This window comes from Burkholderia sp. BCC1640, from assembly GCF_902833125.1.
Taxonomy (GTDB): Bacteria; Pseudomonadota; Gammaproteobacteria; order Burkholderiales; family Burkholderiaceae; genus Burkholderia; species Burkholderia diffusa.
The window spans coordinates 55,982-80,564 of sequence record NZ_CADFEF010000008.1; the positions used below are offsets into that span (position 1 = coordinate 55,982).

Sequence of the window (24,583 nt, forward strand, 5' to 3'; positions counted from 1 at the left end):
GACCGGAGCGAGCGCTCAGGCGCCAACTCCGACTAACACAGGAGTTACGTCATGAACCGCCGCCATCTTCTCTCCGCCGTCGCCCTCGCACTCGCCGTGTCCGCACCGGCCTTCGCCGATACGACCACCGCGCACGCCGGCGACTACGGCAACACGTCGTGGTACACGCAGCACAACGGCCCGCGCACGCGCGCCGAAGTCAGCGCCGAAGTCGAACAGGCACGCCGCGACGGCACGCTGGCCTGGCTGCGCAAGGCGAATTCGTATCCGCAAGGTCTCGAACTCGCGCAAGGCCCGTATCGCTCGATGCCGGAAAGCAACCAGCTCGCAGGCGGGGCCCGCTGAACGTCGGTAAACGCGCAACGCCGCGCAGCGGATGATCCGCCGCGCGGCGTCGCGATACCGCCGTCCAACATTCGATTAGTCAGTTAGTTGCAGGAGTCTGTGATGAACGACCACCTTCCTTCGCCGCTCGATCATTGGGACGACACCACGCCGGTGTGGACGCCGTTCCGTTCCGCGCCGCAATCGCATTGACTACTTCGCGCCGACGTCTCGTCGACAGCGTGCGCCCGTCAACGGCGCGGCACGCCGTCGCGCCATTCGCCCCAGTGCGTGACGATGTCCTGCACGAGCGGGTTGCCGGCGCGATACAGGTTTTCGGTCGCCGGCGCGAAACCGCCTTGATCCGCGTAGTTCAGCAGGTTGTCCGCGCTCGTCTGCCCCGCATACGGCCGGTCGAAATCGGAGCCCGTGCGCAGCACCGCGACGCGCGACAGGTCGACCCGCTTCACGCTCGCCGCGCGCTTGAGCGCTTCGTACGTCGCGTTGTCTTCCTGCGCAGTCATGCAGTAGGTGCCCTTGCCGTCGGTGAGGATCTTCGTCCACTGACGCGCGCGCTCGCCGATCAGCGTGCCCGAGAACCACGTATTGCCCGATGACGTGTCGCACTGGATCACCGTCGGCGGCCGGTTCGCCGGCGCATACGTGAACTTCGCGCGCGCGGCTTGGGCCTGCGCGCTGTCGGCGAGCACGACGTTGCGCGAGAGCGCATACGCCGCGTCCGTCAGCTGCGGGTTGAGCTGGAATACTTCGGTGCGGTAGTCGAGCGGCGGCTTGTCGTTCGGGCTCTTCGTATTGATACCGAGAAAGCCGGTGTTCCAGCCGGCCGGAATCTCGCGCGCATCGAGTTCCCACTGCAGGCTGAAGTCGACCAGATATTTCGACCAGGCGGCGGAACCGACCGTGCCTTGCGCGGGGTCGACGCCCGCGATGCCCGACACGAGGAAATACGTGCGGCGCAGGTCGAAGCGCTGCGAGAACGTGAGCGCCATGATCGTCGCGGAGGCGTTCGCGTAGCCCATGCCGGTCGTCACCACGCACACGTCCTGCTTGTTGCAGTGAACGGCCGGATAGTCGGGCGACAGGCCGGGCACGGTGATGTCGCGCCACGGGCCGAGCCGGTCGAGCCATGCCTGGCCCTCCGGACCGAACATCGTGATGATCATGACCTTGACCGGGCGGCCCTGTGCACCGGTCTCGGCGAATGCAGCATTGCCCGCATCGTTGCCCTGGTGATCCTGCGCGATCGACGGCGCGGTCGCACAGGCGGCAAGCGAGAATGCAGCGGCGGAAAGGATGGAGCGAGTCAGCATCGGCGTTCCTTGTTTCGGTGATGTTGGGTGAGAACGGCTCTCGGAGACTGCGCGAGGGAGTATAGAACGCGCGTGCGCGATGCGGAACCCGGCTACGAAACGGCCCGCGGCGTTCGATCACGCGGTTCGTGTGCGCGTGGTTCGAACGATATCCGACAAAAAATCAGGAATGCCATTCGATTGGGCGACGCGACATCGCCGCTATCGATCGTGACCGGCGACGGCATCCGATTCGCTAAACGCGCAGCATCCCCGCGACGCCATAACCGAGCACGACGAGCGCCGCCAGCACATGGCTTGCCACGAGCCATCGGGGCGACTTCACGATGCGCCCGATCGCGCTGCCGCCGAACGCGAACACGAGTTGTCCGGCGAGACTGCCGGCAAACACGCACGCGGCGCCGAGCAGCCAGTGCCGGTGCGCGCCGGCAGCGGCGGTGGCGGTGGCATAGCCATAAAACAGCAGGATGGTCAGCGGATTCGCGAGCGTGACGACGAACATCGACGTGAACGGGCGCGTGCCCGGCGGCGGGGCGGCGCCATCCAGCGTGCGGCGCCGATCCTTCAGCGCCTGCCACAGCATGCGTGCGCCCATGGCGAGCAACACGAGCGCGCCGACGAAGCGGAACAGCGGCAGGTACGACGCGAGCGTGCTCGCGAGCATCGCGCCGAGCGTGAACGCGACGAGCGCATAGCAGCCGTCGGCCGACGCCACGCCGACCGCCGCGCGCACGCCGCTCGCGGTGCCGGCGCGCATCCCGTGGTTCGCGATCATCAGCGCGACGGGCCCGACCGACAGCGCGATCGTCAGCCCGAACAGGAAATCGTTCATCGGTCGTCGATGCCTTCGAGAGAAGGCATCGATTCTAGCGACCGACAGTGATCCGCGATAAGGAAACGCGTCAGGCGACGTCGACGCGCGCGGGGCCGTCCACCATCTCGCCGATCACGGCCGCGCGATCGAAACCGTCGGCGCGGAAGCACGCGAGCACGTCGTCGACCGCGTCCGGCGCGCACGCGACCAGCAGGCCGCCGGATGTCTGCGGATCGGTCAGCAGCGCCTGCGCGACCGTCGGCAGCCCGTCGGCGAGCCGCACGTCGGCGCCATACGCCGCCCAGTTGCGGCCCGATGCGCCGGTGAACACGCCGTCGGCGACGAACGCCTCGACGCCCGCCAGCCACGGCAGCGACGCGTAATGCACGCGTGCGGTGAGATTCGCGCCGCGCGCGAGTTCGAGCGTGTGGCCGAGCAGCCCGAAGCCCGTGACGTCGGTCAACGCATGCACGCCCGGCAGCGCGGCGAGTTCGGCACCCGGCCGGTTCAGCTTGGTGGTCGTCGCAACCATCTGCGCGTAGCCTGCGTCGTCGAGCTGATTCTTCTTCAGCGCGGCCGACAGCACGCCGACGCCGAGCGGCTTGCCGAGCACGAGCACGTCGCCCGCGCGCGCGGCCGCGTTGCGCTTCACGCGCGACGGATGCACGACGCCGATCGCCGCGAGCCCGTAGATCGGCTCGACCGAATCGATCGAGTGGCCGCCCGCGACCGGAATGCCGGCATCCGCGCACACCGATTCGCCGCCGCGCAGCACGGCCGCGATCGTCTCGTGCGGCAGCACGTTGATCGGCATCCCGACCAGCGCGAGCGCGAGAATCGGCTTGCCGCCCATCGCGTAGACGTCGGACAGCGCGTTCGTTGCCGCGATGCGGCCGAAGTCGAACGGATCGTCGACGATCGGCATGAAGAAGTCCGTGGTCGCGACGATCGCCTGCTCGTCGTTCAGCCGGTAGACGGCCGCGTCGTCGGAGGTCTCGGTGCCGACCAGCAGGTCCGGGAACAGCGCCGGCGGCGTGGCCCGCTTCAGCAGTTCGGACAGCACGCCCGGCGCGATCTTGCAGCCGCAGCCGCCGCCGTGGGACAGGCTCGTGAGGCGCGGAACGGCGGGCGGGGTGAGGGGGGCTTCGGTCATCGTCGGCATCCGGTGAATAACAACGCTCCATTATCGACAATTCCGCGCGAGCGCGCCGGATACCCACATAATTGACGGCGCTCGCCGCTCCCCTTCCCGTCCGCGCCTTCGTTCATGGATCACCTGTTCATCGGTCTCGTGCTGTGCTCCGCGTTGCTGCACGCGATCTGGAATGCCTTCCTCCATGTCAGCGAAGACCGGCTCGTCCAGCTCGGCACGATGTCGCTGCCGTATCTCGCGTTCGGCATCGCCGGCGCCGTGCTGCTGCCCGCGCCGGCGCCCGCCGCCTGGCCATATGTCGCGGCGTCGGCGGTGCTCGAGGTCGCGTACTGCTTCACGCTGGCGCGCGCGTACCGCAACGGCGAGTTCGGGCAGATCTATCCGATCGCGCGCGGGATTTCGCCGCTGCTCGTGTCGGTGCTGGCGCTCGCGATGCTGCATGAGCGGCCGACGCCGTTCGGCTTCGCGGGCATCGCGCTCGTGTCGTTCGGCATCATGTCGCTCGCGCTGCGACGCGGCTTCCGGTTCTCCGGCGAAGGCGTGCCGTATGCGCTGCTCACGGGCGTGTTCATCGCCGCGTATTCGATCTGCGACGGAATCGGCTCGCGCGTGTCCGGCAGCGCGCTCGGCTACATCGCTTGGGTGTATCTGCTGTGGAGCGTGCCGCAGCTCGTGCTCGTCTGCGTGCTGCGCGGCGGCCCGCGCGCGGTGCTCGCGTCGCGCACCGCGCTCGCGCAGGGCGCGATCGCCGGCACGATCTCGCTCGCCGCATACGGGATCGTGATCCTCGCGTATCGATACCTGCCTGTTGCGACGGTGTCGGCGCTGCGCGAGACGAGCTCGATCTTCGCGGTCGCGATCGGCTGGTTCGTGATGCGCGAGCGGCCCGGCGCGCAGCGGCTCGCCGCGTGTGTGCTGGTGGTCGCGGGCGCGGTGTTGATTCGGCTGTAGCGCATGCCGACGATCGGTTCGCACCTCGGAGGCGATCGTTGGCTCACCTGTCGACGGCCCGCCCCGCAGCGCGCGCATGCCGCCGTGCCGTTCCCGTCAGACCGTCGCGACGACCCGGTCGAACGCCCGCTCGTCGATCGCCTCGGCCAGCGTCGCAAACGCCGTCGCGATCTCATCCTCCGGCACACACGCATAACCGAGCAGCAAGCCCGATGCCGCACGTTCGCGCTGCGCGTAATAGCCGGACAACGGCCGCACGACGATGTTGCGTTCGAGCGCGGCCTGCGCGACCGCGCGATCGTCGACACCGTCCGGCAGCCGCGTGACGAGATGCAGCCCCGCATCGCTGCCGAGCGCCTGCAGCGTGTCGCCGTAGCGGCGCGCGACCGCGTCGAGCAGCACCTCGCGGCGCTGCCCGTACAGCGTGCGCATCTTGCGGATATGCGACACGAAGTGCCCTTCCGCGATGAACTCCGCGAGCACCGCCTGCTGCAACAACTGACCTTCGCGATACAGCTCGGCGCTCGCGGTCGCGAAGCTCTCCGCGAGCGGCTCCGGCGCGACGAGATACCCGACCCGCAGCCCCGGGAACAGCGTCTTGCCGAAGCTGCCGACGTAGATCACCTGCCCGGCCGTATCGAGCCCCTGCAGCGACGCGAGCGGCCGGCTGCCGTAACGGAATTCGCTGTCGTAGTCGTCCTCGATGATCCAGCAGCCGTGCTGGCGCGCGTATTCGAGCAGCATCCGCCGCCGCGCGAGGCTCATCACCATCCCGAGCGGATACTGATGCGACGGCGTGACGAGCATCAGCTTCGGCGGCTCGGCGAGATCGGCGGCCGACGGCGCGATCCCTTCGTCGTCGACCGGAATCGGCCGCGTGGTGAGCCCCGACACGTTCAGCACGCTGCGCACGCCCCAGTAGCACGGATCCTCGGTCCAGATCGCGTCGCCCGGATCGGTCAGCAGCCGCACCGCGAGGTCGATCGACTGGTGGATCCCGGTCGTGATCACGATCTGCTCGGGCGTGCAGCGCACCGAGCGCGACGTGCGCAGATAGTCGGCCAGCGCCTCGCGCAACAGCGCGAGCCCGCCGCCCGGCGCGTAGGTCAGCAGGTCCGGACGCAGGCGCCGCCAATACTTGTTGTGCAGCCGCGTCCACACGCGCGCCGGAAATCGCGACACATCGGGCACGCCCGGCATGAACGCGCCGCCCTGGCGCTTCGACACGCCCGCGCCTTCGACGAGCCGCGTGCCGCGCGAGGACAGCCGCCGCGCGGAAGCAGGCACCACCGCCGGCCCGGCGCCCGCGTCGGCCGGCGCGCCGACGATCTCGTCCGGCGCGCTGTCGGCGACGAACGTGCCGCGCCCCGTCGCCGAGTTCACGTAGCCTTCGAGCGCAAGCTGTTCGTAAACCTGCGTGACCGTGTTGCGGGCGATCCCGAGCTCCGCCGCCAGCAGCCGCGACGACGGCACGCGCGTGCCGGCCGGCAGTTCGCGCGACAGGATCGCCTGCTGCAGCAGGCGGTGCAGCTGCCGGTAGATCGGCTGTTCGCCGCCGCGCACGAGGCGCTGCGCCAGCCAGTCCGACAACACGCTTGCGCGCATGATTGGCTCCTGAATATTTATTGAAATGGCTCTGATTGCCAGAGCCAAATGTGATTATAGTCGCCTCCATGGGCTGCCAACGCGGCCGATTTTTATCCCACCGGGCAAAACATCAAGGAGATGACCGTGAAGAATGCCGACCTGCAGGCCCGCAAGAACGCCGCCACCCCGCGCGGCGTCGGCGTAATGTGTGATTTCTACGCAGCCCGCGCCGAGAACGCGGAGCTGTGGGATGTCGAAGGCCGTCGCTTCATCGATTTCGCCGCCGGCATCGCGGTGCTGAACACGGGCCACCGCCACCCGAAGATCGTCAAGGCGATCGCGGATCAGCTGAACAGCTTCACGCACACCGCTTACCAGATCGTCCCGTACGCGTCGTACGTCGAACTGGCCGAAAAGATCAACGCGCGCGCGCCGGGCGACTTCCCGAAGAAGACCGCGTTCTTCACGACCGGCGCCGAAGCCGTCGAAAACGCGATCAAGATCGCGCGCGCGGCAACCGGCCGTCCGGGCGTCATCGCGTTCTCGGGCGGCTTCCACGGCCGCACGATGATGGGCATGGCGCTGACCGGCAAGGTCGCCCCGTACAAGCTGAACTTCGGCCCGTTCCCGGGCGACGTGTTCCACGCACCGTACCCGAACGCGCTGCACGGCGTGACGACGGCCGACTCGATCAAGGCGATCGAGATGCTGTTCAAGGCCGACATCGATCCGAAGCGCGTCGCCGCGATCATCTTCGAACCGGTCCAGGGCGAAGGCGGCTTCAATCCGGCGCCGGCCGAATTCGTGCGCGCGCTGCGCAAGATCTGTAACGAGCACGGCATCCTGCTGATCGCCGACGAAGTGCAGACGGGCTTCGCGCGTACCGGCAAGCTGTTCGCGATGCAGCACTACGACGTGCTGGCCGACCTGATCACGATGGCGAAGAGCCTCGCGGGCGGCATGCCGCTGTCGGGCGTCGTCGGCCGTACCGACGTGATGGACGCGGCTGCCCCCGGCGGCCTCGGCGGCACGTACGCGGGCAACCCGCTGGCCGTCGCGTCGGCGCACGCGGTGCTCGACATCATCGACGAAGAGAAGCTGTGCGAACGCGCGACGCAGCTCGGCGACGTGCTGAAGGCGAAGCTGAATTCGCTGCAGGCCGACGTGCCGCAGATCGCCGACGTGCGCGGCCCGGGCGCGATGATCGCGGTCGAGTTCCTGAAGCCGGGTTCGGGCGAGCCGGACGCGGAATTCACGAAGCGCGTGCAGGCGCGTGCGCTCGAGCGCGGGCTGCTGCTGCTCGTGTGCGGCGTGTACTCGAACGTCGTGCGCTTCCTGTTCCCGCTGACGATCCCGCAGGCCGTGTTCGACGAAGCGCTCGTGATCCTCGAGGAAGTGCTGAAGGAAACGGTCGGCGTGCCGGCCTGAGTTCCCGTCCGCTTCAATTGAATGCGCCGCCGCCGTCTTCGTGACGGCGGCGGCCGTTTCATCCGTCATTTTCAACGCAGGCGATTCATATGAGCACTGTTCAGGAAACCCTGGCACTGAAAGATCCGTCGCTGTTCCGCCAGCAGGCGTACGTCAACGGCGAATGGCAAGGCGCGGCGAACGGCGAGTCGTTCGAAGTCCGCAACCCGGCAACCGGCGGCCTGCTCGGCACCGTGCCGGCGATGGGCACGGCCGAGACGCGTCACGCGATCGAAGCCGCGAACGCCGCATGGCCGGCGTGGCGCAAGAAGACCGCGAAGGAACGCGCGGCGATCCTGCGCAAGTGGCACGACCTGATGATGGAAAACGCCGACGACCTCGCGCTGATCCTGACCACCGAGCAGGGCAAGTCGCTGGCCGAGGCGAAGGGCGAGATCGGCTACGCGGCGTCATTCCTCGAGTGGTTCGCGGAGGAAGGCAAGCGCGTGTACGGCGACACGATCCCGACGCCGGCGAGCGACAAGCGCATCGTCGTGACGAAGGAAGCGATCGGCGTGTGCGCGGCGATCACGCCGTGGAACTTCCCGGCGGCGATGATCACCCGCAAGGTCGGCCCGGCGCTCGCGGCAGGCTGTCCGATCGTCGTGAAGCCGGCTGAAGCGACGCCGTTCTCGGCCCTCGCGATGGCCGTGCTGGCCGAGCGCGCGGGCGTGCCGGCCGGCGTGTTCAGCGTCGTCACGGGCGACCCGAAGGCGATCGGCGGCGAACTGACGTCTAACCCGATCGTGCGCAAGCTGTCGTTTACCGGCTCGACGCCGGTCGGCCGCCTGCTGATGTCGCAATGCGCGGCGACGGTCAAGAAAGTGTCGCTGGAGCTCGGCGGCAACGCGCCGTTCATCGTGTTCGACGACGCCGATCTCGATGCGGCCGTGCAGGGCGCGATCGCGTCGAAGTACCGCAACAGCGGCCAGACGTGCGTGTGCACGAACCGCTTCTATGTGCACGAAGCCGTGTACGACCAGTTCGCGCAGAAGCTCGCGGCGGCGGTCGGCCAGCTGAAGGTCGGTCGCGGCACGGAGCCGGGCGTCACGCAAGGCCCGCTGATCAACGAAGCGGCCGTGCTGAAGGTCGAGGCACACATCGAGGACGCGCTCGCGAAGGGCGCGACCGTCGTGACGGGCGGCAAGCGCCACGCGCTCGGCCACGGCTTCTTCGAGCCGACCGTGCTGACGGGCGTCACGCCGGCGATGAAGGTCGCGAAGGAAGAGACGTTCGGGCCGCTCGCGCCGCTGTTCAAGTTCGGCAGCGACGACGAGGTGATCCGCCTCGCGAACGACACCGAGTTCGGTCTCGCCGCGTATTTCTACAGCCGCGACATCGGTCGCGTGTGGAAGGTCGCCGAGGCGCTCGAATACGGGATGGTCGGCGTCAACACGGGCCTGATCTCGAACGAAGTCGCGCCGTTCGGCGGCGTCAAGCAGTCGGGCCTCGGCCGCGAAGGCTCGCACTACGGCATCGACGATTACGTCGTGATCAAGTACCTCTGTCTCGCCGTCTGACGGTTCGGGGCCTGTCGCGTCCGTGACAGGCCCTGACCGCCCGGCCGGAACCGGGCGGTCCCGACGCGGGCCGGTGCCCCTCTCCGCCGCGCCCGCGTCACCTCCCTCCGCCGCCTTCAACGAAACACGTTCACCGCATCGACGAGCCGCGTCGCCTGCTGCTTCAGGCTTTCCGACGCAGCCGCGCTCTGCTCGACCAGCGCCGCGTTCTGCTGCGTGATGTTGTCCAGATGCACGACTGCCTGGTCGACCTGCGCGACGCCCGTGCTCTGTTCCGCCGTCGACGAGCTGATCTCCGCGATCAGGTCCGACACGCGCTTCACCTGCGTGACGATGTCCTCCATCGTCTTGCCCGCGCCGTCGACGATCCGTGCGCCCGACTCGACCCGCTCGACGCTCGCGCCGATCAGCGTCTTGATTTCCTTCGCCGCGTTCGCGCTGCGCTGCGCGAGCGCCCGCACTTCCCCGGCGACCACCGCGAAGCCGCGCCCCTGATCGCCCGCGCGCGCCGCCTCGACCGCCGCGTTCAGCGCGAGGATGTTGGTCTGGAACGCGATGCCGTCGATCACGCCGATGATGTCGGAAATCTTGCGCGAACTCGCCGTGATGTCGTTCATCGTCGTCACGACCTCGCTCACCGCCTGCCCGCCGCGCTCGGCCGCCTCGCTCGCGGAAACCGACAACTGGTTCGCCTGCAGCGCCGTCTCCGCATTGCTCGACACCGTGGCCGTCATCTCGGCCATCGACGCGGCCGTCTGCTGCACGCTGGTCGACGCCTGCTCGGTGCGCGCGCTCAGGTCGTTGTTGCCCTGCGCGATCTCGTTGCTCGCGCGCTGCACGTTGTGCACCTGCTCGCTGACGTCGTCGACGAGCCAGCGGAACATCAGCCCGAGCTGGTTGATCGTGCGCAGCGTCATGCCGATCTCGTCGACGCGGTTCATCGCCACGCCGGTGCGGCTCTCGCCGGTCGCGACGCGCAACGCCTGGTCACGCAGTTGCATCAGCGGACGCGCGATCTGCGCATCGAGCCACAGGCCGGCGGCCACCGACACGCCGACCGTCGCGGCGCCGAACGCCGCGAGTCCGCCGCCGGTCAGCCCGCATGCCCAGCCCGCGCCGACGACGGCCGGCGCCAGCACGCACAGCGTCGAATGCAGCCGCGCGCGCACCGACATCGTCTGAAACAGCGACGCGACGCGCATCAGCCCAGTCCGGACGATCAATCCCTTGTGGAAGCGGCGATTGCCGGCCTTGCCTTCGCGGAACGCGCGATACAGCGCGTCGGCCGCCGCGATCTCGTCGCGCGTCGCCTTCGTGCGCACCGACATGTAGCCGGTCGGCTGCCCGTTGCGCATCACCGGCACCGTATTCGAACGGACCCAGTAGTGGTCGCCGTTCTTGCGGCGATTCTTTACCAGTGCGGTCCATGGTTCGCCGTTCTTCAGCGTCGCCCACATGTCGGCGAACGCCTCCTTCGGCATATCCGGATGCCGCACGATGTTGTGCGGCTGACCTTCGATTTCCTCGGGGGAAAATCCGCTGACCTGAATGAACGCGGCATTCGCGTATTTGATGTAACTGTCCGCGTCGGTGGTCGACATCAGCGTCGCGTCATCGGGGAATTCGAATTCGCGTTGCGTGACAGGCTGGTTATTGCGCATGGTGTGGAGTTCCCGGTTGCGAATCTTGTGTCCGCTTGTGGATTGGATCGAGACCGTACGCATCGCGGCTGTCCCGCATGCGTTCGGTCACACTCCTGCGCTTTCGGCAAATCCGGCGAAAACATTATGCCGGCTGCGGGTAAATATGCATTAATTTCGCATCATCTTGATTCAGCCGAAAACTTTGTTTACACGTGAATCAAAAACCCCGTTTTATCAAATACTTTGCCGTCAATTGTCAGATCAATGTAAACATATCCTCCGCCCGGATTAGTGAATAAATCCGGGTTCGGAAATGAGAATCCCTCTCGTTCGATACATTCGAATCGAATCGGAAAGCCGGGATTTAACCGGCTCGCCGCGACGGAACGCGCAGACGCCCGCGCCCCCCGCCGATTACCGAAACACGTTTACCGCATCGACGAGCCGCGTCGCCTGCTGCTTCAGGCTTTCCGACGCCGCCGCGCTCTGCTCGACCAGCGCCGCGTTCTGCTGCGTGATGTTGTCCAGATGCACGACTGCCTGGTCCACTTGCGCGACGCCCGTGCTCTGTTCCACCGTCGACGAGCTGATCTCCGCGATCAGGTCCGACACGCGCTTCACCTGCGTGACGATGTCCTCCATCGTTCTGCCCGCATCGTCGACCCGGCGCGCGCCCGACTCGACCCGCTCGACGCTCGCGCCGATCAGCGTCTTGATTTCCTTCGCCGCGTTCGCGCTGCGCTGCGCGAGCGCCCGCACCTCGCCGGCGACCACCGCGAACCCGCGCCCCTGTTCGCCCGCGCGCGCCGCCTCGACCGCCGCGTTCAGCGCAAGGATGTTGGTCTGAAACGCGATGCCGTCGATCACGCCGATGATGTCGGAAATCTTGCGCGAACTCGCCGTGATGTCGTCCATCGTCGTGACGACCTCGCTCACCGCCTGCCCGCCGCGCTCGGCCGCTTCGCTCGCGGACACGGCGAGCCGGTTGGCCTGCAGCGCGGTCTCGGCATTGCTGTCGACGGTGGCCGTCATTTCGGCCATCGACGCCGCGGTTTCCTGCACGCTCGACGCGGCCTGTTCGGTGCGCGCGCTCAGGTCGTTGTTGCCTTGCGCGATCTCGTTGCTCGCGCGCTGCACGTTGTGCACCTGCTCGCTGACGTCGTCGACGAGCCAGCGGAACATCAACCCGAGCTGGTTGATCGTGCGCAGCGTCATGCCGATCTCGTCGACGCGGTTCATCCGCACGCCGCGGCGGCTTTCGCCGGTCGCGACGTTCAGTGCCTGGTCGTGCAGCCGTTTCAGCGGACGCACGATCTGCGCATCGAGCCACAGGCCGGCCGCCACCGACACGCCGGCCGTCGCGGCGGCGAACGCCGCGAGCCCGCCGCCGGCCAGCCCGCATGCCCAGCCTGCACCGACGACGGCCGGCGCCAGCACGCACAGCGCCGAATGCACGCGCGCGCGCACCGACATCGTCTGCGGCAGCGACGCGATCCGCAACAGCCCGGTCCGCACGATCAACCCCTTGTGGAACCGACGCTGGCCGGCCTTGCCTTCGCGGAACGCGCGATACAGCGCGTCGGTGGCCGCGATCTCGTCGCGCGGTGCCTTCGTGCGCACCGACAGGTAACCGTGCGGCACGCCGTCGCGCATCACCGGCACCGCGTTCGCGCGCACCCAGTAGTGATCGCCGTTCCGGCGGCGGTTCTTCACGAGCGCGGTCCACGGCTCACCGCTCTTCAACGTCGCCCACATGTCGGCGAACGCCTCCTTCGGCATATCGGGGTGCCGCACGACGTTGTGCGGCTGACCGACGAGTTCGTCGTTCGAGAAGCCGCTCACGTATTCGAACGTCGTGTTCGCGTACGTGATGATGCTGTCGGCATCGGTGGTCGACATCAGCGTGACGTCGTCGGGAAATTCGAATTCTTGTTGGGTGACAGGTTGGTTGTTGCGCATGCAAGGCTCCGAAAGGCGGATCCGTCTGCGGGATCCGCGCGGCGCGAAAATCACGCTCAGTAGCCGAAAAACGGTTTATCGCTTTACGACGGTCTCGTCCTTACTGTCGGCAATCACCGGGAAATCCTGAGTCCGAAAGCGCCGGAAAATTCGAATTCCGTCGTCGACATGATTTCGATCAAGTAATCCCGCGATAATCGCGTCCGGCGCTTTGCGGATACGGCCCGATGCTTTGCTGGATTACGTCAGGCGACGCATCGGTTCACATAACCATTGCGCACAGCGAAACGATTCAGCCTGCTCGGCTCCATTCGACCGGCATTTGAATTCGATGAAAAAATCCAACGATCAATGGAATCGGTCGTGCCGGAATGCGGCGGCGGACATGCCGCTCGGTGCGAGATCCTCCGTCATCCGTACGCGCGCGAACGCAACCCGCGCGTAGAATTTCCGCTTGCTCAACACCGCCCGCTCGGAGAACGACATTGCACAACGCGTCGCGGCCGCCGGCCTCGCCGAAGATCCTCGTCAGCATGTGCGTGCTCGGTCACCCCGTCCGTTACAACGGCTCGGCGAAGACCGCCGCGCATGAAACGCTCGCACGATGGCAGCGCGAAGGGCGCCTGGTGCCCGTGTGTCCGGAACTGGCGGGGGGATTGAGCGTGCCGCGTCCGCCCGCCGAAATCGCGGACGGGGAATCAGGGCAACGCGTTCTGTCGGGCGTCGCGCGCATCGTCGACGTGCACGGCACCGACGTAACGGCGCCGTTCATCGACGGCGCGCGCACCGCGCTCGCGCTGGCACGCGCGCACGACTGCCGCTACGCGATCCTGGCGGACGGCAGCCCGTCGTGCGGAAGCAGTTTCATTTACGACGGGAGTTTCGCGGGCCGGCGGCATGTCGGCGCCGGTGTGACGGCGGCGCTGCTGCGCCAGCATGGCATCGAGGTGTTCGCGGACACCGAAATCGACGCGCTCGTCGCACGCCTCGCGCAACGAGCGCAAGCTGAATGACGATGTGGCCGGCACGACGATCGCGTGCCGGCCACACCGTTTGAAGCGGGAACCCGGTCAAGCGGCGTGAACTCCCGCCGCTCCCCCGGATGACGCGATCAGACGCGCTCGATCGCGATCGCGATGCCCTGGCCGACGCCGATGCACATCGTGCACAGCGCGAAGCGGCCGTTGGTGCGATGCAGCTGATACATCGCGGTCGTCACGAGGCGCGCGCCCGACGCGCCGAGCGGATGGCCGAGCGCGATCGCGCCGCCGTTCGGGTTCACGCGAGGATCGTCGTCGGCGACGCCCAGCATGCGCAGCACCGCGAGGCCCTGCGACGCGAACGCTTCGTTCAGCTCGATCACGTCGAACTGGTCGATCGTCATCCCGAGCCGGGCGAGCAGCTTCTGCGTGGCCGGCGCGGGGCCGATGCCCATCACGCGCGGCGCGACGCCGGCCGTCGCGATGCCGAGCACGCGCGCACGCGGCGTCAGGCCGAAGCGCTTCGCGGTGGCTTCGTTCGCGAGCAGCAGCGCGGCGGCGCCGTCGTTGACGCCCGATGCGTTGCCGGCCGTCACCGAGCCGTCCGGACGCACGACGCCCTTCAGCTTCGCGAGCGTCTCGAGCGACGTTTCGCGCGGATGCTCGTCACGCGAAAAGACGACCGGATCGCCCTTCTTCTGCGGAATCGTGACCGGCACGATTTCCTCGGCGAGCGTGCCGTCCTGCTGCGCACGCGCGGCCTTCTGCTGGCTGCGCAGCGCGAACAGGTCCTGGTCGGCGCGGCTGATGTTGTAGTCGACCGCGACGTTCTCGGCCGTCTCCGGCATCGAATCGACACCATGCAGCTGCTTCATCAGCGGATTGACGAAGCGCCAGCCGATCGTCGTGTCGTAGATGTCGGCCTGGCGCGCGAACGCGCTGGCGGCCTTGCCCATCACGAACGGCGCGCGCGTCATGCTTTCGACGCCGCCGGCCACCATCAGCGCGGCCTCGCCCGACTTGATCGCGCGCGCGGCCACGCCGACCGCGTCCATCCCGGAACCGCACAGGCGGTTGATCGTCGAACCCGGCACGCCCTCCGGCAGACCCGCGAGCAGCGCGGACATGCGCGCGACGTTGCGGTTGTCCTCGCCGGCCTGGTTCGCGCAGCCGTAGATCACGTCGTCGATCGCCGTCCAGTCGACGTCGCGGTTGCGCTCGACGAGCGCCTTGAGCGGCACCGCGCCGAGGTCGTCGGCGCGCACGCCGGACAGCGCGCCGCCGTAACGGCCGATCGGGGTACGAATCGCATCACACAGAAAAGCTTCGGTCATCAGTGTCTCCGGTCTCATGCAAGGCTGGGAAGTTAATGAAACGCGCCCCTTGCATTGCCCGCCGGGATGCGCTTAAATGTTCTATATACGAACATAAGATCGTGTATCGAACGTTCAACGCATCATAGGGAGTGCGGGGACGACCTGTCAAGCGCCCGGTCCGCGGTGCGGTTGGCGTGTCAGGCCCCATGCGCTATCTTCTCGGCTGCACGACAATCCGACCGTTCATGACAACCGAAGACATCCAGACGAAACCGGGCGACTCCTATGTGCAGTCGTTCGCGCGCGGCCTCGCGGTGATCCGCGCATTCGACGCCCAGCGCCCGGAGCAGACGCTCACCGAGGTCGCCTCGGCCACCGGGCTCACGCGCGCCGGCGCGCGCCGGATCCTGCTGACGCTGCAGACGCTCGGCTATGTCGAGGCCGACGGCCGGCTGTTCCGGCTCACGCCGAAGATCCTCGAACTCGGCTTCGCATATCTCACGTCGATGCCGTTCTGGAGTCTCGCCGATCCGGTGATGGAGCAGCTGTCCGCGCAGATCCACGAAAGCTGCTCGGCCGCCGTGCTCGACCGCACCGAGATCGTCTACGTGCTGCGCGTGCCGACCCACAAGATCATGACGATCAACCTGTCGATCGGCAGCCGCCTGCCCGCGTACTGCACGTCGATGGGCCGTGTGCTGCTGTCCGCGCTCGACGACGCGGCGCTCGACGAAACGCTCGCGCAGAGCGGCATCCGCGCGCACACGCCGCGCACGATCACCGACATCGGCGAGCTGAAGGCGACGATCGCGCAGGTGCGCCAGCAAGGCTGGGCCGTGGTCGACCAGGAACTCGAAGTGGGCTTGATGTCGATCTCGGCGCCGATCCGCAACCGGCGCGGGCAGGTGATCGCCGCGATGAACATCAGCGGCAACGCGCAGCGGCATACCGCGAAGCAGATGGTGAAGGAGTTTCTCGGGCCGCTGCAGCAGGCCGCGCAGACGGTGTCGGAACTGGTGGCACGGCGCGGGTAAGTGCACCGCGCGATGGCCGGATCGGCGCGACGGCCATTCGCGGACACAAAAAAAGCGGGGGGCGCGTGGCCGCCCGTTCAATGCTCCGACTCTCCTGTAACGCCCGGTCAATTCAACAAGCACGACATTGCGCGGCGCCGCTCAGGCACCGTGCCCACCACTCACGCCCCGAGCAGCATCCCCGTGCGCACCGGCACCGTCCCCGTCACGCGGCCGAGCGGCGCACCGGCCGTCACGAAGCGGATCGCGCGGCGCATGTAGAACACGCCGTCGGTGCCGCTCGACACCGTCGTGATCGCGTCGGTCAGCGGATCGACGATGTCGAACAACGGATCGCCCGCGCGAATCGTCGCGCCGATCGCCGCGCGGTGCACGAGAATCCCGCTCACCGGCGCGTAGAACTGCTCGCTGCCCGCGAGCGGCGTGGCCAGCGCGGCGAGCGGCGGCAGCGGCGTGCGCTCGCCGCGCACCGCACCGCACCACACCAGATAGTCGACGAGCGCATCGGCGTCGCGCGCCGCGTATTCGTGCGTCACGTCGCGCTGGCCACGGCATTCGACGGTCACGGCCACCGTGCCCGCCGCCATCGGCGTGCGTTCCGGCAGATGCTGCCGCAACTGCGTCCACATCAGGTGATGCGCATCGTCGAACGCGTGGCCGCCGGAATCCTCGGCGAGCAGCGACACCGCCGCGCCGAGATAGCGCGCGAGCGGCTCGACCTGCGGCCATGCCGCGTCGCTCGTGTACACGTGCATCACCGCTTCGAGCGAGCAATGCAGGTCGATCACGACGTCCGCGTCGTGCGACAGCTTCAGCAACGCAAGCTGCAACGCGTCGAATTCGGTACGCGGCGCGATCTCGTCGAGCGCCGCGCCGACGCATTCGCGCACGATCGCGCGATTGCGTTCGGGATCCGTGCCGAGCCGATCGCGCGCCCGCGCGGCGATGTCGGCGAGCGGCAGGAAGCCGCGATTGAAATTGCGTCCGCTCGCGAGATCGAACCGGCCGATGAATTGCCCGAGCAGATGGTGATTGAGCCCGATCGGGTTCGCGACCGGCACCAGCACGACCTCGGCCGCGAGCCGGCCGGCCGCGTCAAGCTGTGCGAGTCGCTGCTTGAGCGCGACGGCGGCGAGCATCGCGGGCGTCTCGTCCGCGTGCAGCGCGGCCTGCAGGTAGATCTTGCGGCCGGCGTCGGCCGGCCCGAAGTGAAAGCTGGTCAGCGTGCGCTGCGTGCCGATCGACGGCGACAGGAGCGGCGTGGTGCGAATCTGCATCGAGGGTCCCGAATGAAAAATGCGAGGGAAACGGCGCGTTCGGCTCAGTCGCCGTACGGGTTGAAATCGAAGTACTGCTTCGCGATCCGCTCGTACGTGCCGTCCTTCAGCATTGATGCGATCGCGCCGTCGATCGACGCCTTGAGCGCCGTGTCCGACTGGCGCATTCCGATGCCGACGCCGCGATCGCCCAGGTCGAGCGCCGCGCCGACGAACGCGAAGCCCTTGCCCTTCGGCTGGCGCAGAAATCCGTAGTCGGCTTCCACCGTGCCGAGCAGCGCGGCGTCGAGCCGGCCGTTGACGAGATCGGCGAACACGTCGTCCTGGCTCTTGTACGGCACCACGCCGACACCGGCCGGCGCCCAGTGCGCGAGCGCCCACGATTCGAACTGCGTGCCCGACTGCACGCCGACGCGCTTGCCGGCCAGCGACGCGGCCGTGCTGCCGAGCCCGCGCTCGGGCCGCGCGACGAGTCGCGACTTGAAGCGGAACAGTTTCGACGAGAACAGGATCTGCTTCTCGCGCTTCTCGGTGATCGCCATCGACGACAGGATCGCGTCGATCTTGCGCGCCTGCAGCGCCGGGATCATCCCGGAGAATTCCAGCTCGACCCACTGGCAGCGCAATTGCGCACGGCGGCAGATCTCGTTGCCGAGATCGACGTCGAAACCCTTCAGGCTGCCGTCGGGCGCCTTCGCGTCCATCGGCGGATAGGTCGGATCGATGCCGAGGCGCACCACATGCGCATCGAGCGCGTGCGCGGACGGCGCCGCGAAACCGATGCACAGGGAAGCCAGCGGAACGAGGAAGCGGCGGAAGCGAGGGAGGCGTGGCACGCGTTTCATGATCGGCGGAAGGCGGGAAGTGGGACAACCGGGATGGGCCGGACTGCCTGCGATCGTAGTGCGCGCGCGTCGCCGCCGGAACGCGCGGCTGTCTTATCATGATCAGTATTTCCGATCACCGGCTTCACGCTCGACCATGGCGTTCACGCTGTCCCAGCTCCGCATCTTCCAGGCCGTCGTCGAACACGGCAGCCTGCGCGCCGCCGCACGCGCGCTGGATCTCGCGCAGAGCGGCGTCACGCAGCAACTGCAGAGCCTCGAAGCGACGCTCGGCGCGACGCTGTTCACGCGCACCAATCGCGGGATCGTGCCGACGGCCGTCGGCCAGCGGCTGCTCGCGCGCTCGGGCGCGATCCTCGGCGAATGCGAACAGGTCGAGCACGAGATCCGTCAGCTGAGCGGCGCCTACGAAGGCACCGTCACGCTGGGCCTCGTGACCGAACCGCTGATCGATGCGTTCGCGCCGGTGCTGACCGCGTTCCGCGCGCGCTTCCCGAAGGTCGACGTACACCTGCGCACCGGCACGTCGCGAATGATGATCGGCTGGCTGCGCGAGAACGCGGTGGATTTCGCGATCGCGCTCGTCGCGAAGCAGACCGACACGACCGATCTCGCGGTCACGCCGCTGCATGCGTCGGCGCCGGTGGTCGTGTGTCGCAGCGGCCATCCGCAGCAGCACGCGCAATCGCTTGCCGAGTTGGCCGACTATGCGTGGGTGTCGACGCGTTCGCCGAACCTGAGCGCCGATCCGGTCGTCAACCGGCTGCTCGCGTATTTCGACGCGCACGGCCAGCCCGCGCCGACGATCATCGCAACCGTGGAAGGGATGTTCGAAACGCTGCAGCTCGTCACGCAGACGGATTGCCTCGCGCTCGAATCCGAAGCCGTGACGCGGCACGGGCCGTTCGCGGGCGCGCTCGCGAAAGTGCGCGTGCGCGAGCAGGCTGAATCGCAGGAAGTCTGCCTGCTGCAGCGCGCGGCCGTGCCGTTGACGCCTGCCGCGCAGGAACTGGCGACGATGCTCGCGTCGTACCTGAGGACCGTGCGCGGGCGGTAATCCACACGCGGATCACCGCCCGCGGCGCCGCACGTCAGTCCATCGATTCGCGCGCCGTCTCGCGCAGCATCGCGACCGCGATCAGCGACAGCACCACGCACACGGCCACGTAGCCGGCCGGCGCGAGCTTGCTGCCCGTCGTCTTCACGAGCCAGGTCGCGATCAGCTGCGCGGTGCCGCCGAAGATCGTCACCGCGAGCGCATACGCGATCGAGATGCCCGTCGCGCGCACGTGGCGCGGCAGCGATTCGCACATCAGCGCCATTTCGGATGCCGAACCGAGCGAATAGAACAGCAGCATCAGCGCGGTCAGCGGCAGGATCACCGACAGCGTCGGATGATGGTTCATCAGCCAGAACGCCGGGAACAGCAGCAGAACCAGCACGCCGCGTCCGACGAAGATCGGCATGCGCCGGCTGCCGAGGCGGTCCGACAGCCAGCCGAACAGCGGACACGTCACCAGCATCACGCAACCCGACGCGACGCCGACGAACATCGACAGCTTCATCGGCAGCCCGAGCGTGTGGATCGCATAGGTCGGCATGTAGAAAGTCAGGATGTAGGTCGACACCGTGCCGCCCATCACCGTCAGCATCAGCAGCAGCACGGTGCGCGTGTGCTGCGAGAACAGCTCGCGCAGCACGCCGCGTTCGATCCCGTGATGGCTGTCGCCGGGCGCATCGTCCGCGAGCCGGCGGCGCAGATACATGCCCACCGGCGCGATCAGCACGCCCACGAGGAACGGCAGGCGCCAGCCCCAGCCCTCGAGCGCGTCCTTCGTCAGCGTGTTCGACAGCAGCGCCGCGAAGCCCGATCCCATCAGCGCCGCGCCGCCTTGCGTCGCCATCTGCCAGCTCGCGCGGAACGCGCGGTGCGACGTGCCGCCCTGCTCGATCAGCGTGGAAGTCGCCGCGCCGAATTCACCGCCCTGCGAGAAGCCCTGCATCAGCCGTGCGCAGACGACCAGCAGCGGCGCGGCCACACCGACCTGCGCGTAGGTCGGCGCGATCGCGATCAGGCCGGTGCCGAGCGCCATCAGCATGATCGTCAGGTTCAGCGCGGCCTTGCGGCCCTTGCGATCCGCATAGACGCCGAGCACGACGCTGCCGAGCGGCCGCGTGAAGAAGCCCGCGGCGAACGTCGCGACCGACAGCAGCAGCGACGTGGTCGGATCGCTCGACGGGAAGAACAGCTTGCCGATCAGCACCGCGAAAAAGCCGTACACGGTGAAATCGAAGAACTCCAGCCAGTTGCCGATCACGGCCGCCGCGATCGCGCCGCGCTTCGTGACGGCCGGTGCGCCGTGCGTATCGGCTTCGGCAGCCCCCGCCGACGCGGGGTGCAGCGCGAGATGGTCTTTCTGCATCGTTCGGTTCTCCTCTCAATGCGGCCGGAAGCGCCGGCCGCGCGCCGCCGCCGGGGCTACTGCCCGAGGTACCGCTCGACGAGGCGCGTCCAGAACGCCGCGCCGATCGGCAGGTTGCGATCGTTGAAGTCGTACTTCGGGTTGTGCACCATGCAGCCGTCCTCGCCTTCGCCGTTGCCGAGCCGCACGAACGAGCCCGGCCGCTGCTGCAGCATGAACGCGAAATCCTCGCTGCCCATCAGCAGGTCGGCCTGCTCGACCACGTGCGCGTCGCCGACCAGCTCGCGCGCGACCTGCGCGGCGAAATCCGTTTCGGCATCCGTATTGACGACGACCGGATAGCCTTCGATGTACTCGACGTGCGCGGTCGCGCCGTAACTCGCGGCCTGCGCTTCGGCGAGCTCGACGATGCGGCGCTTGAGCAGCGCGCGCACGTCGGGGCTGAACGACCGCACGCTGAGTTCGAGGCGCGCGCCGTTCGGGATCACGTTGTTCGCGGTGCCCGCGTGCATCGAGCCGACCGTGACGACCGCCGGTTGCGACGGGTCGACGTTGCGCGCGACGATCGTCTGCAGCGCCATCACGATGCTCGCCGCGACGACCACCGGGTCGACCGTCAGATGCGGCCGCGCCGCGTGACCACCGACACCCTCGATCGAGATGATCGCCTTGTCGCCGGCCGACATGAACGGGCCGCGTCGCGTGAGGAACACGCCGGGCGCCGCGCCCGGATGGTTGTGCATGCCGAACACCGCATCGCACGGAAAACGGTCGAACAGGCCATCGTCGATCATCTTCTTCGCGCCGCTGTCGACGCCGTGCTCTTCCGCCGGCTGGAAATACAGATGCACGGTGCCGGAGAAGTTGCGCGTCTTCGCGAGGTGTTGCGCGGCGCCGAGCAGCATCGTCGTGTGGCCGTCGTGGCCGCATGCGTGCATCTTGCCGTGCGTGCCGCTCGCGTACGGCAGGCCGGTCGCTTCGAGGATCGGCAGCGCGTCCATGTCCGCACGGATGCCGATGCTGCGCGTGCCGTCGCCGACGCGCAGCGTGCCGACCACCCCCGTCTCGCCGACCCCGCGCGTCACCTGCCAGCCCCATTGCTCGAGCTTGTCCGCGACGAGCGCGGCCGTCTCGTGCTCCTCGTACGCGAGTTCCGGGTGATGGTGAATATGATGGCGAATCTCGCGCAGCCCGCCGGCGGCGGGCATCAGATCCTCGATTTCGGTGAATCGGACGTCGGTGGTCATCAAGCGGCTCCTGCTGATCGTCAGCGTGTCAGCCCGCACGCGAACGGTTGCGTGCGGGAAAGCGAGCCACTATAGCGAGCCGATATCCGTTGAATAAGATGCGGAATTTTTCACCGCGATAAATTTATTTAATCAGGGTTTGTACCAGTGCGAGTGAGATCCCATGCTTGCATCGTTCGCTGACAGACTTGCTCCATCCGGCTAGAAACACGCTCTTCGGCGTCGGCAGCGTCATCCCACTTGGCGAGGAGCTGATGAACAACCCGATTCGCGGCCACATCATCGTCGACGTCAATGCATGACGCCACGGGCAACACGCGATGTTTCTTTTTCAGGCCGGCGGCTCGTGCGTCGAGACCGCCCGTGCCACTTCATCCAGGAGACCTCATGACCGCTGCAGACAACACGCCCGTCAGCCGCTTCCCCGTGCCGGCACTCGAATACCTGCCCGACGACATTCGCGAACGGATCGCGGCCGTCCAGGAAAAATCGGGCTTCGTCCCGAACGTATTCCTCACGCTCGCGCATCGCCCGGACGAGTTTCGCGCGTTCATGGCGTACCACGACGCGCTGATGGACAAGCCGGGCAACCTCACCAAGGCCGAACGCGAAATGATCGTCGTGGCCACCAGCAGCGTGAACCAGTGTCAGTACTGCGTGATCGCGCACGGCGCGATCCTGCGCATTCGCGCGAAGGATCCGCTGATCGCCGACCAGATCGCGACCAACTATCGCAAGGCCGACATCACCGCCCGACAGAAGGCGATGCTCGACTTCGCGATGAAGGTTTCGCAAACCGCGCACCTGGTGGGCGAAGCGGACTTCGATACGCTGAAGTCGCATGGCTTCACCGACGAGGACGCCTGGGACATCGCGGCGATCTCGGCGTTCTTCGGGATGTCGAATCGCATCGCGAACGTGACGAACATGCGGCCCAACGCGGAGTTCTACGCGCTGGGCCGCTGAAGGCCGCCGGCAACGGCGATCGCTGTCGACGACCGGCGCGGCGCTCAAGCGAACCCGCGATGCCCCGGCTTACCCGACCTTCTTCAACGCCTGCAGCCCATCCGGGAGCTTCGCGTCCGGGAACATCGTCGACAGCGTCGCATCGCGCCACCGCGCCGCCTCCTCCGCGCGCTGCGCTTCCGCCTGCTCGCACACGAACAGCGCATCGCCGCCGAGCAGCAGACGCATCGGCACGTCGTCGCGACGCGACAGCTCGACGATCAGCGCCGCGATCCGTGCGGGATCGCCGACCTCGTGGCCGCCATACGCGCCGAGCAATTCGAGAATCTTCCCGACCGACGGCTGATAGTCGGGCAGCAAGCCGTCGACCTCGCGCTTCGCCTGCGCCGCCCATTCGGTGCGCATCCCGCCCGGCTCCAGCGTGCACACGCGCACGCCGAACGGCGCGACTTCCTTCGACAGCACGTCGCTGAACCCGCCGACCGCCCACTTCGCGGCCTGATACGCGGACAGGCCGGCCGTCGCCGTGCGCCCGCCGACCGACGACACCTGGAAGATGTGGCCCGCGCGCTGCGCACGCATCGTCGGCAGCACTGCGCGCGTCATGTTGACCACGCCGAACAGGTTCGTTTCGATCTGGTCGCGGAAATCGTCGGCGGCCATCTGCTCGAACGGCGCCGTATGACCGTAGCCCGCGTTGTTCACCAGCACGTCGATGCGGCCGAACGCGTCGCGCGCAGCCGCCACCGCATGCGCGGCCGCGGCGGCGTCGGTCACGTCGAGTTCGATCGGCAGCAGCCGGTCGCCGTACCGCTCCTCCAGATCCGCGAGCCGCGCGGGATCGCGCGCACCGGCCACCAGACGATCGCCCGCCGCCAGCACCGCTTCCGCGATCGCACGCCCCAAGCCGCGCGCGGCCCCTGTTACCAGCCAGACTTTCGACATTTTCCACTCCTCGACAAGGTTGAAACCACAAAATGAATGATTACTCACTCATTAATATGGGCGCTGACACGATGGTTTTCACCGTGCGTCGCCCTGCCTGAAACCGCCTTCCGTCGCGGCGGACGCGCCGATCCGAACGCGCCGCCGATCATCCGCCTCGCGCTGTCCGCCGCGCAGCCCGCCCGGCGGGCCGTTCGCTCAGACCGCGTGCAGCACGGCCCACAGCGCACGAAACCCGGCCTCCCGGTATCCGTCGGCCAGCGCCGGATCGCGCGCGATCGATTCCATCGCCGTCTCCGCGATCGACGTGAACAGCGCCGCGCAGAACGCGTGCGCATCGTCGGCCTTCAGCCCGCCCGCCGCGGCAACCTGCGCGCGCAGCAGCGAGCCGATCGCGCCGAACCCTTCGGCCCCGGCCGCGCGATGCGCGTCGTCGATGCGGCCGCTCACGCCGAGCTGCTGCAACGCGCGGCGCCCGTCCGGGTTCGCGACGCCCCACGACACGTAGCCGTTCCACGCATGCCGCATCGCCTGTTCGGCCGGCGCATGCTCCGGAAACCCGGTCATCATCGCCTCGCGCATCTCGGCCTTCAGGCTCAGGTACAGCGCATTCAGCAGCGCATCCTTGGTCTCGAAATAGGTAAATACCGTGCCTTCCGCGACGCCGGCGAGCCGCGCGATGCGCGCGGTGGTCGCGCTCGCGCCGTCCTCCGCGAGCGCGCGGGCGGCGGCGGCGAGGATGGCGTCGTGCTTGTCAGGACTGCGCGGTCGGGCCACGTTCGATTCCTTTAATGAGTGAGC

At 67.8% G+C, this 24,583-nt stretch carries 22 protein-coding genes; 9 read left to right on the forward strand and 13 right to left on the reverse strand.

Annotated elements, in window-relative coordinates; genetic code table 11:
* The first annotated feature begins 51 nt into the window (after window positions 1–51).
* On the forward strand, window positions 52–345 hold the full coding sequence (locus HWX25_RS11100) for a DUF4148 domain-containing protein (RefSeq protein ID WP_059528494.1): 294 nt from the start codon (window positions 52–54) through the stop codon (window positions 343–345).
* Between the two features lie 230 nt (window positions 346–575).
* On the opposite strand, the gene HWX25_RS11105 is transcribed toward HWX25_RS11100, so the two are convergent.
* The 3 genes from HWX25_RS11105 to selD form a co-directional block, all read right to left on the reverse strand.
* A complete protein-coding gene (locus tag HWX25_RS11105; protein WP_059528497.1) occupies window positions 576–1,655 on the reverse strand; it encodes a purine nucleoside permease in 1,080 nt (359 codons plus the stop codon).
* Between the two features lie 235 nt (window positions 1,656–1,890).
* On the reverse strand, window positions 1,891–2,487 hold the full coding sequence (locus HWX25_RS11110) for a LysE family transporter (protein WP_059814928.1): 597 nt from the start codon (window positions 2,485–2,487) through the stop codon (window positions 1,891–1,893).
* A 70-nt stretch (window positions 2,488–2,557) separates the two neighbouring features.
* Entirely contained in the window at window positions 2,558–3,622 is a 1,065-nt protein-coding gene (gene selD / locus HWX25_RS11115; protein WP_175908508.1) for a selenide, water dikinase SelD, read from the reverse strand.
* Window positions 3,623–3,736: 114 nt separating this feature from the next.
* On the opposite strand from selD, the gene HWX25_RS11120 reads away from it, so the two are divergent.
* Window positions 3,737–4,573 carry a DMT family transporter gene (locus HWX25_RS11120; RefSeq protein ID WP_175908509.1) on the forward strand — a complete coding sequence of 279 codons (837 nt, stop codon included), beginning with the start codon at window positions 3,737–3,739 and terminating at the stop codon, window positions 4,571–4,573.
* 96 nt (window positions 4,574–4,669) lie between these two features.
* On the opposite strand, the gene HWX25_RS11125 is transcribed toward HWX25_RS11120, so the two are convergent.
* The gene (locus HWX25_RS11125) at window positions 4,670–6,178 is read right to left on the reverse strand and encodes a PLP-dependent aminotransferase family protein (protein WP_175908510.1); all 1,509 of its coding nucleotides are present in this window, start codon (window positions 6,176–6,178) and stop codon (window positions 4,670–4,672) included.
* A 126-nt stretch (window positions 6,179–6,304) separates the two neighbouring features.
* Here HWX25_RS11125 and HWX25_RS11130 point away from each other — a divergent pair, with 126 nt between their 5' ends.
* Window positions 6,305–7,588 (forward strand): 4-aminobutyrate--2-oxoglutarate transaminase, encoded by a 1,284-nt coding sequence (locus HWX25_RS11130; protein WP_175908511.1) that lies wholly within the window; start codon window positions 6,305–6,307, stop codon window positions 7,586–7,588.
* Window positions 7,589–7,677: 89 nt separating this feature from the next.
* A complete protein-coding gene (gene gabD, locus HWX25_RS11135) occupies window positions 7,678–9,147 on the forward strand; it encodes an NADP-dependent succinate-semialdehyde dehydrogenase (protein ID WP_044845770.1) in 1,470 nt (489 codons plus the stop codon).
* A gap of 116 nt (window positions 9,148–9,263) precedes the next feature.
* Here gabD and HWX25_RS11140 read toward each other — a convergent pair whose 3' ends face one another.
* Window positions 9,264–10,808, reverse strand: a complete 1,545-nt coding sequence (locus HWX25_RS11140; RefSeq protein WP_175908512.1) for a PAS domain-containing methyl-accepting chemotaxis protein — start codon at window positions 10,806–10,808, stop codon at window positions 9,264–9,266.
* 396 nt (window positions 10,809–11,204) lie between these two features.
* Window positions 11,205–12,749, reverse strand: coding sequence for a PAS domain-containing methyl-accepting chemotaxis protein (locus HWX25_RS11145; protein WP_175908513.1), 1,545 nt, complete (start codon window positions 12,747–12,749; stop codon window positions 11,205–11,207).
* 485 nt (window positions 12,750–13,234) lie between these two features.
* Here HWX25_RS11145 and HWX25_RS11150 point away from each other — a divergent pair, with 485 nt between their 5' ends.
* Window positions 13,235–13,762: a DUF523 domain-containing protein gene (locus HWX25_RS11150; protein ID WP_244138761.1), complete on the forward strand. Its 528-nt coding sequence runs from the start codon at window positions 13,235–13,237 to the stop codon at window positions 13,760–13,762.
* Window positions 13,763–13,860: 98 nt separating this feature from the next.
* Here HWX25_RS11150 and pcaF read toward each other — a convergent pair whose 3' ends face one another.
* Window positions 13,861–15,063, reverse strand: a complete 1,203-nt coding sequence (pcaF, locus tag HWX25_RS11155) for a 3-oxoadipyl-CoA thiolase (protein WP_059599074.1) — start codon at window positions 15,061–15,063, stop codon at window positions 13,861–13,863.
* A gap of 227 nt (window positions 15,064–15,290) precedes the next feature.
* Between pcaF and HWX25_RS11160 the strand changes: the two genes are divergently transcribed.
* Window positions 15,291–16,079 carry an IclR family transcriptional regulator gene (locus HWX25_RS11160; protein WP_059528522.1) on the forward strand — a complete coding sequence of 263 codons (789 nt, stop codon included), beginning with the start codon at window positions 15,291–15,293 and terminating at the stop codon, window positions 16,077–16,079.
* A 161-nt stretch (window positions 16,080–16,240) separates the two neighbouring features.
* Here the strand turns inward: HWX25_RS11160 and HWX25_RS11165 are convergent, their stop codons facing one another.
* On the reverse strand, window positions 16,241–17,356 hold the full coding sequence (locus HWX25_RS11165) for a succinylglutamate desuccinylase/aspartoacylase family protein (RefSeq protein WP_175908514.1): 1,116 nt from the start codon (window positions 17,354–17,356) through the stop codon (window positions 16,241–16,243).
* 44 nt (window positions 17,357–17,400) lie between these two features.
* Window positions 17,401–18,153 (reverse strand): transporter substrate-binding domain-containing protein, encoded by a 753-nt coding sequence (locus HWX25_RS11170; RefSeq protein WP_244138762.1) that lies wholly within the window; start codon window positions 18,151–18,153, stop codon window positions 17,401–17,403.
* A gap of 184 nt (window positions 18,154–18,337) precedes the next feature.
* Between HWX25_RS11170 and HWX25_RS11175 the strand changes: the two genes are divergently transcribed.
* Window positions 18,338–19,258, forward strand: a complete 921-nt coding sequence (locus HWX25_RS11175) for a LysR substrate-binding domain-containing protein (protein WP_175908516.1) — start codon at window positions 18,338–18,340, stop codon at window positions 19,256–19,258.
* 34 nt (window positions 19,259–19,292) lie between these two features.
* On the opposite strand, the gene HWX25_RS11180 is transcribed toward HWX25_RS11175, so the two are convergent.
* Window positions 19,293–20,624: an MFS transporter gene (locus HWX25_RS11180; RefSeq protein ID WP_175908517.1), complete on the reverse strand. Its 1,332-nt coding sequence runs from the start codon at window positions 20,622–20,624 to the stop codon at window positions 19,293–19,295.
* Window positions 20,625–20,680: 56 nt separating this feature from the next.
* Entirely contained in the window at window positions 20,681–21,871 is a 1,191-nt protein-coding gene (locus tag HWX25_RS11185) for a M20 aminoacylase family protein (RefSeq protein WP_175908518.1), read from the reverse strand.
* Between the two features lie 167 nt (window positions 21,872–22,038).
* Here HWX25_RS11185 and HWX25_RS33695 point away from each other — a divergent pair, with 167 nt between their 5' ends.
* Window positions 22,039–22,173, forward strand: coding sequence for a hypothetical protein (locus HWX25_RS33695; RefSeq protein ID WP_279610112.1), 135 nt, complete (start codon window positions 22,039–22,041; stop codon window positions 22,171–22,173).
* Window positions 22,174–22,258: 85 nt separating this feature from the next.
* The gene (locus HWX25_RS11190; protein WP_175908519.1) at window positions 22,259–22,837 is read left to right on the forward strand and encodes a peroxidase-related enzyme; all 579 of its coding nucleotides are present in this window, start codon (window positions 22,259–22,261) and stop codon (window positions 22,835–22,837) included.
* Between the two features lie 69 nt (window positions 22,838–22,906).
* Here HWX25_RS11190 and HWX25_RS11195 read toward each other — a convergent pair whose 3' ends face one another.
* Together HWX25_RS11195 and HWX25_RS11200 are read right to left on the reverse strand one after the other, a co-directional pair.
* Window positions 22,907–23,782 (reverse strand): SDR family NAD(P)-dependent oxidoreductase, encoded by an 876-nt coding sequence (locus HWX25_RS11195; protein WP_175908520.1) that lies wholly within the window; start codon window positions 23,780–23,782, stop codon window positions 22,907–22,909.
* 198 nt (window positions 23,783–23,980) lie between these two features.
* The gene (locus tag HWX25_RS11200) at window positions 23,981–24,559 is read right to left on the reverse strand and encodes a TetR/AcrR family transcriptional regulator (RefSeq protein WP_175908521.1); all 579 of its coding nucleotides are present in this window, start codon (window positions 24,557–24,559) and stop codon (window positions 23,981–23,983) included.
* Window positions 24,560–24,583 lie beyond the last annotated feature (24 nt).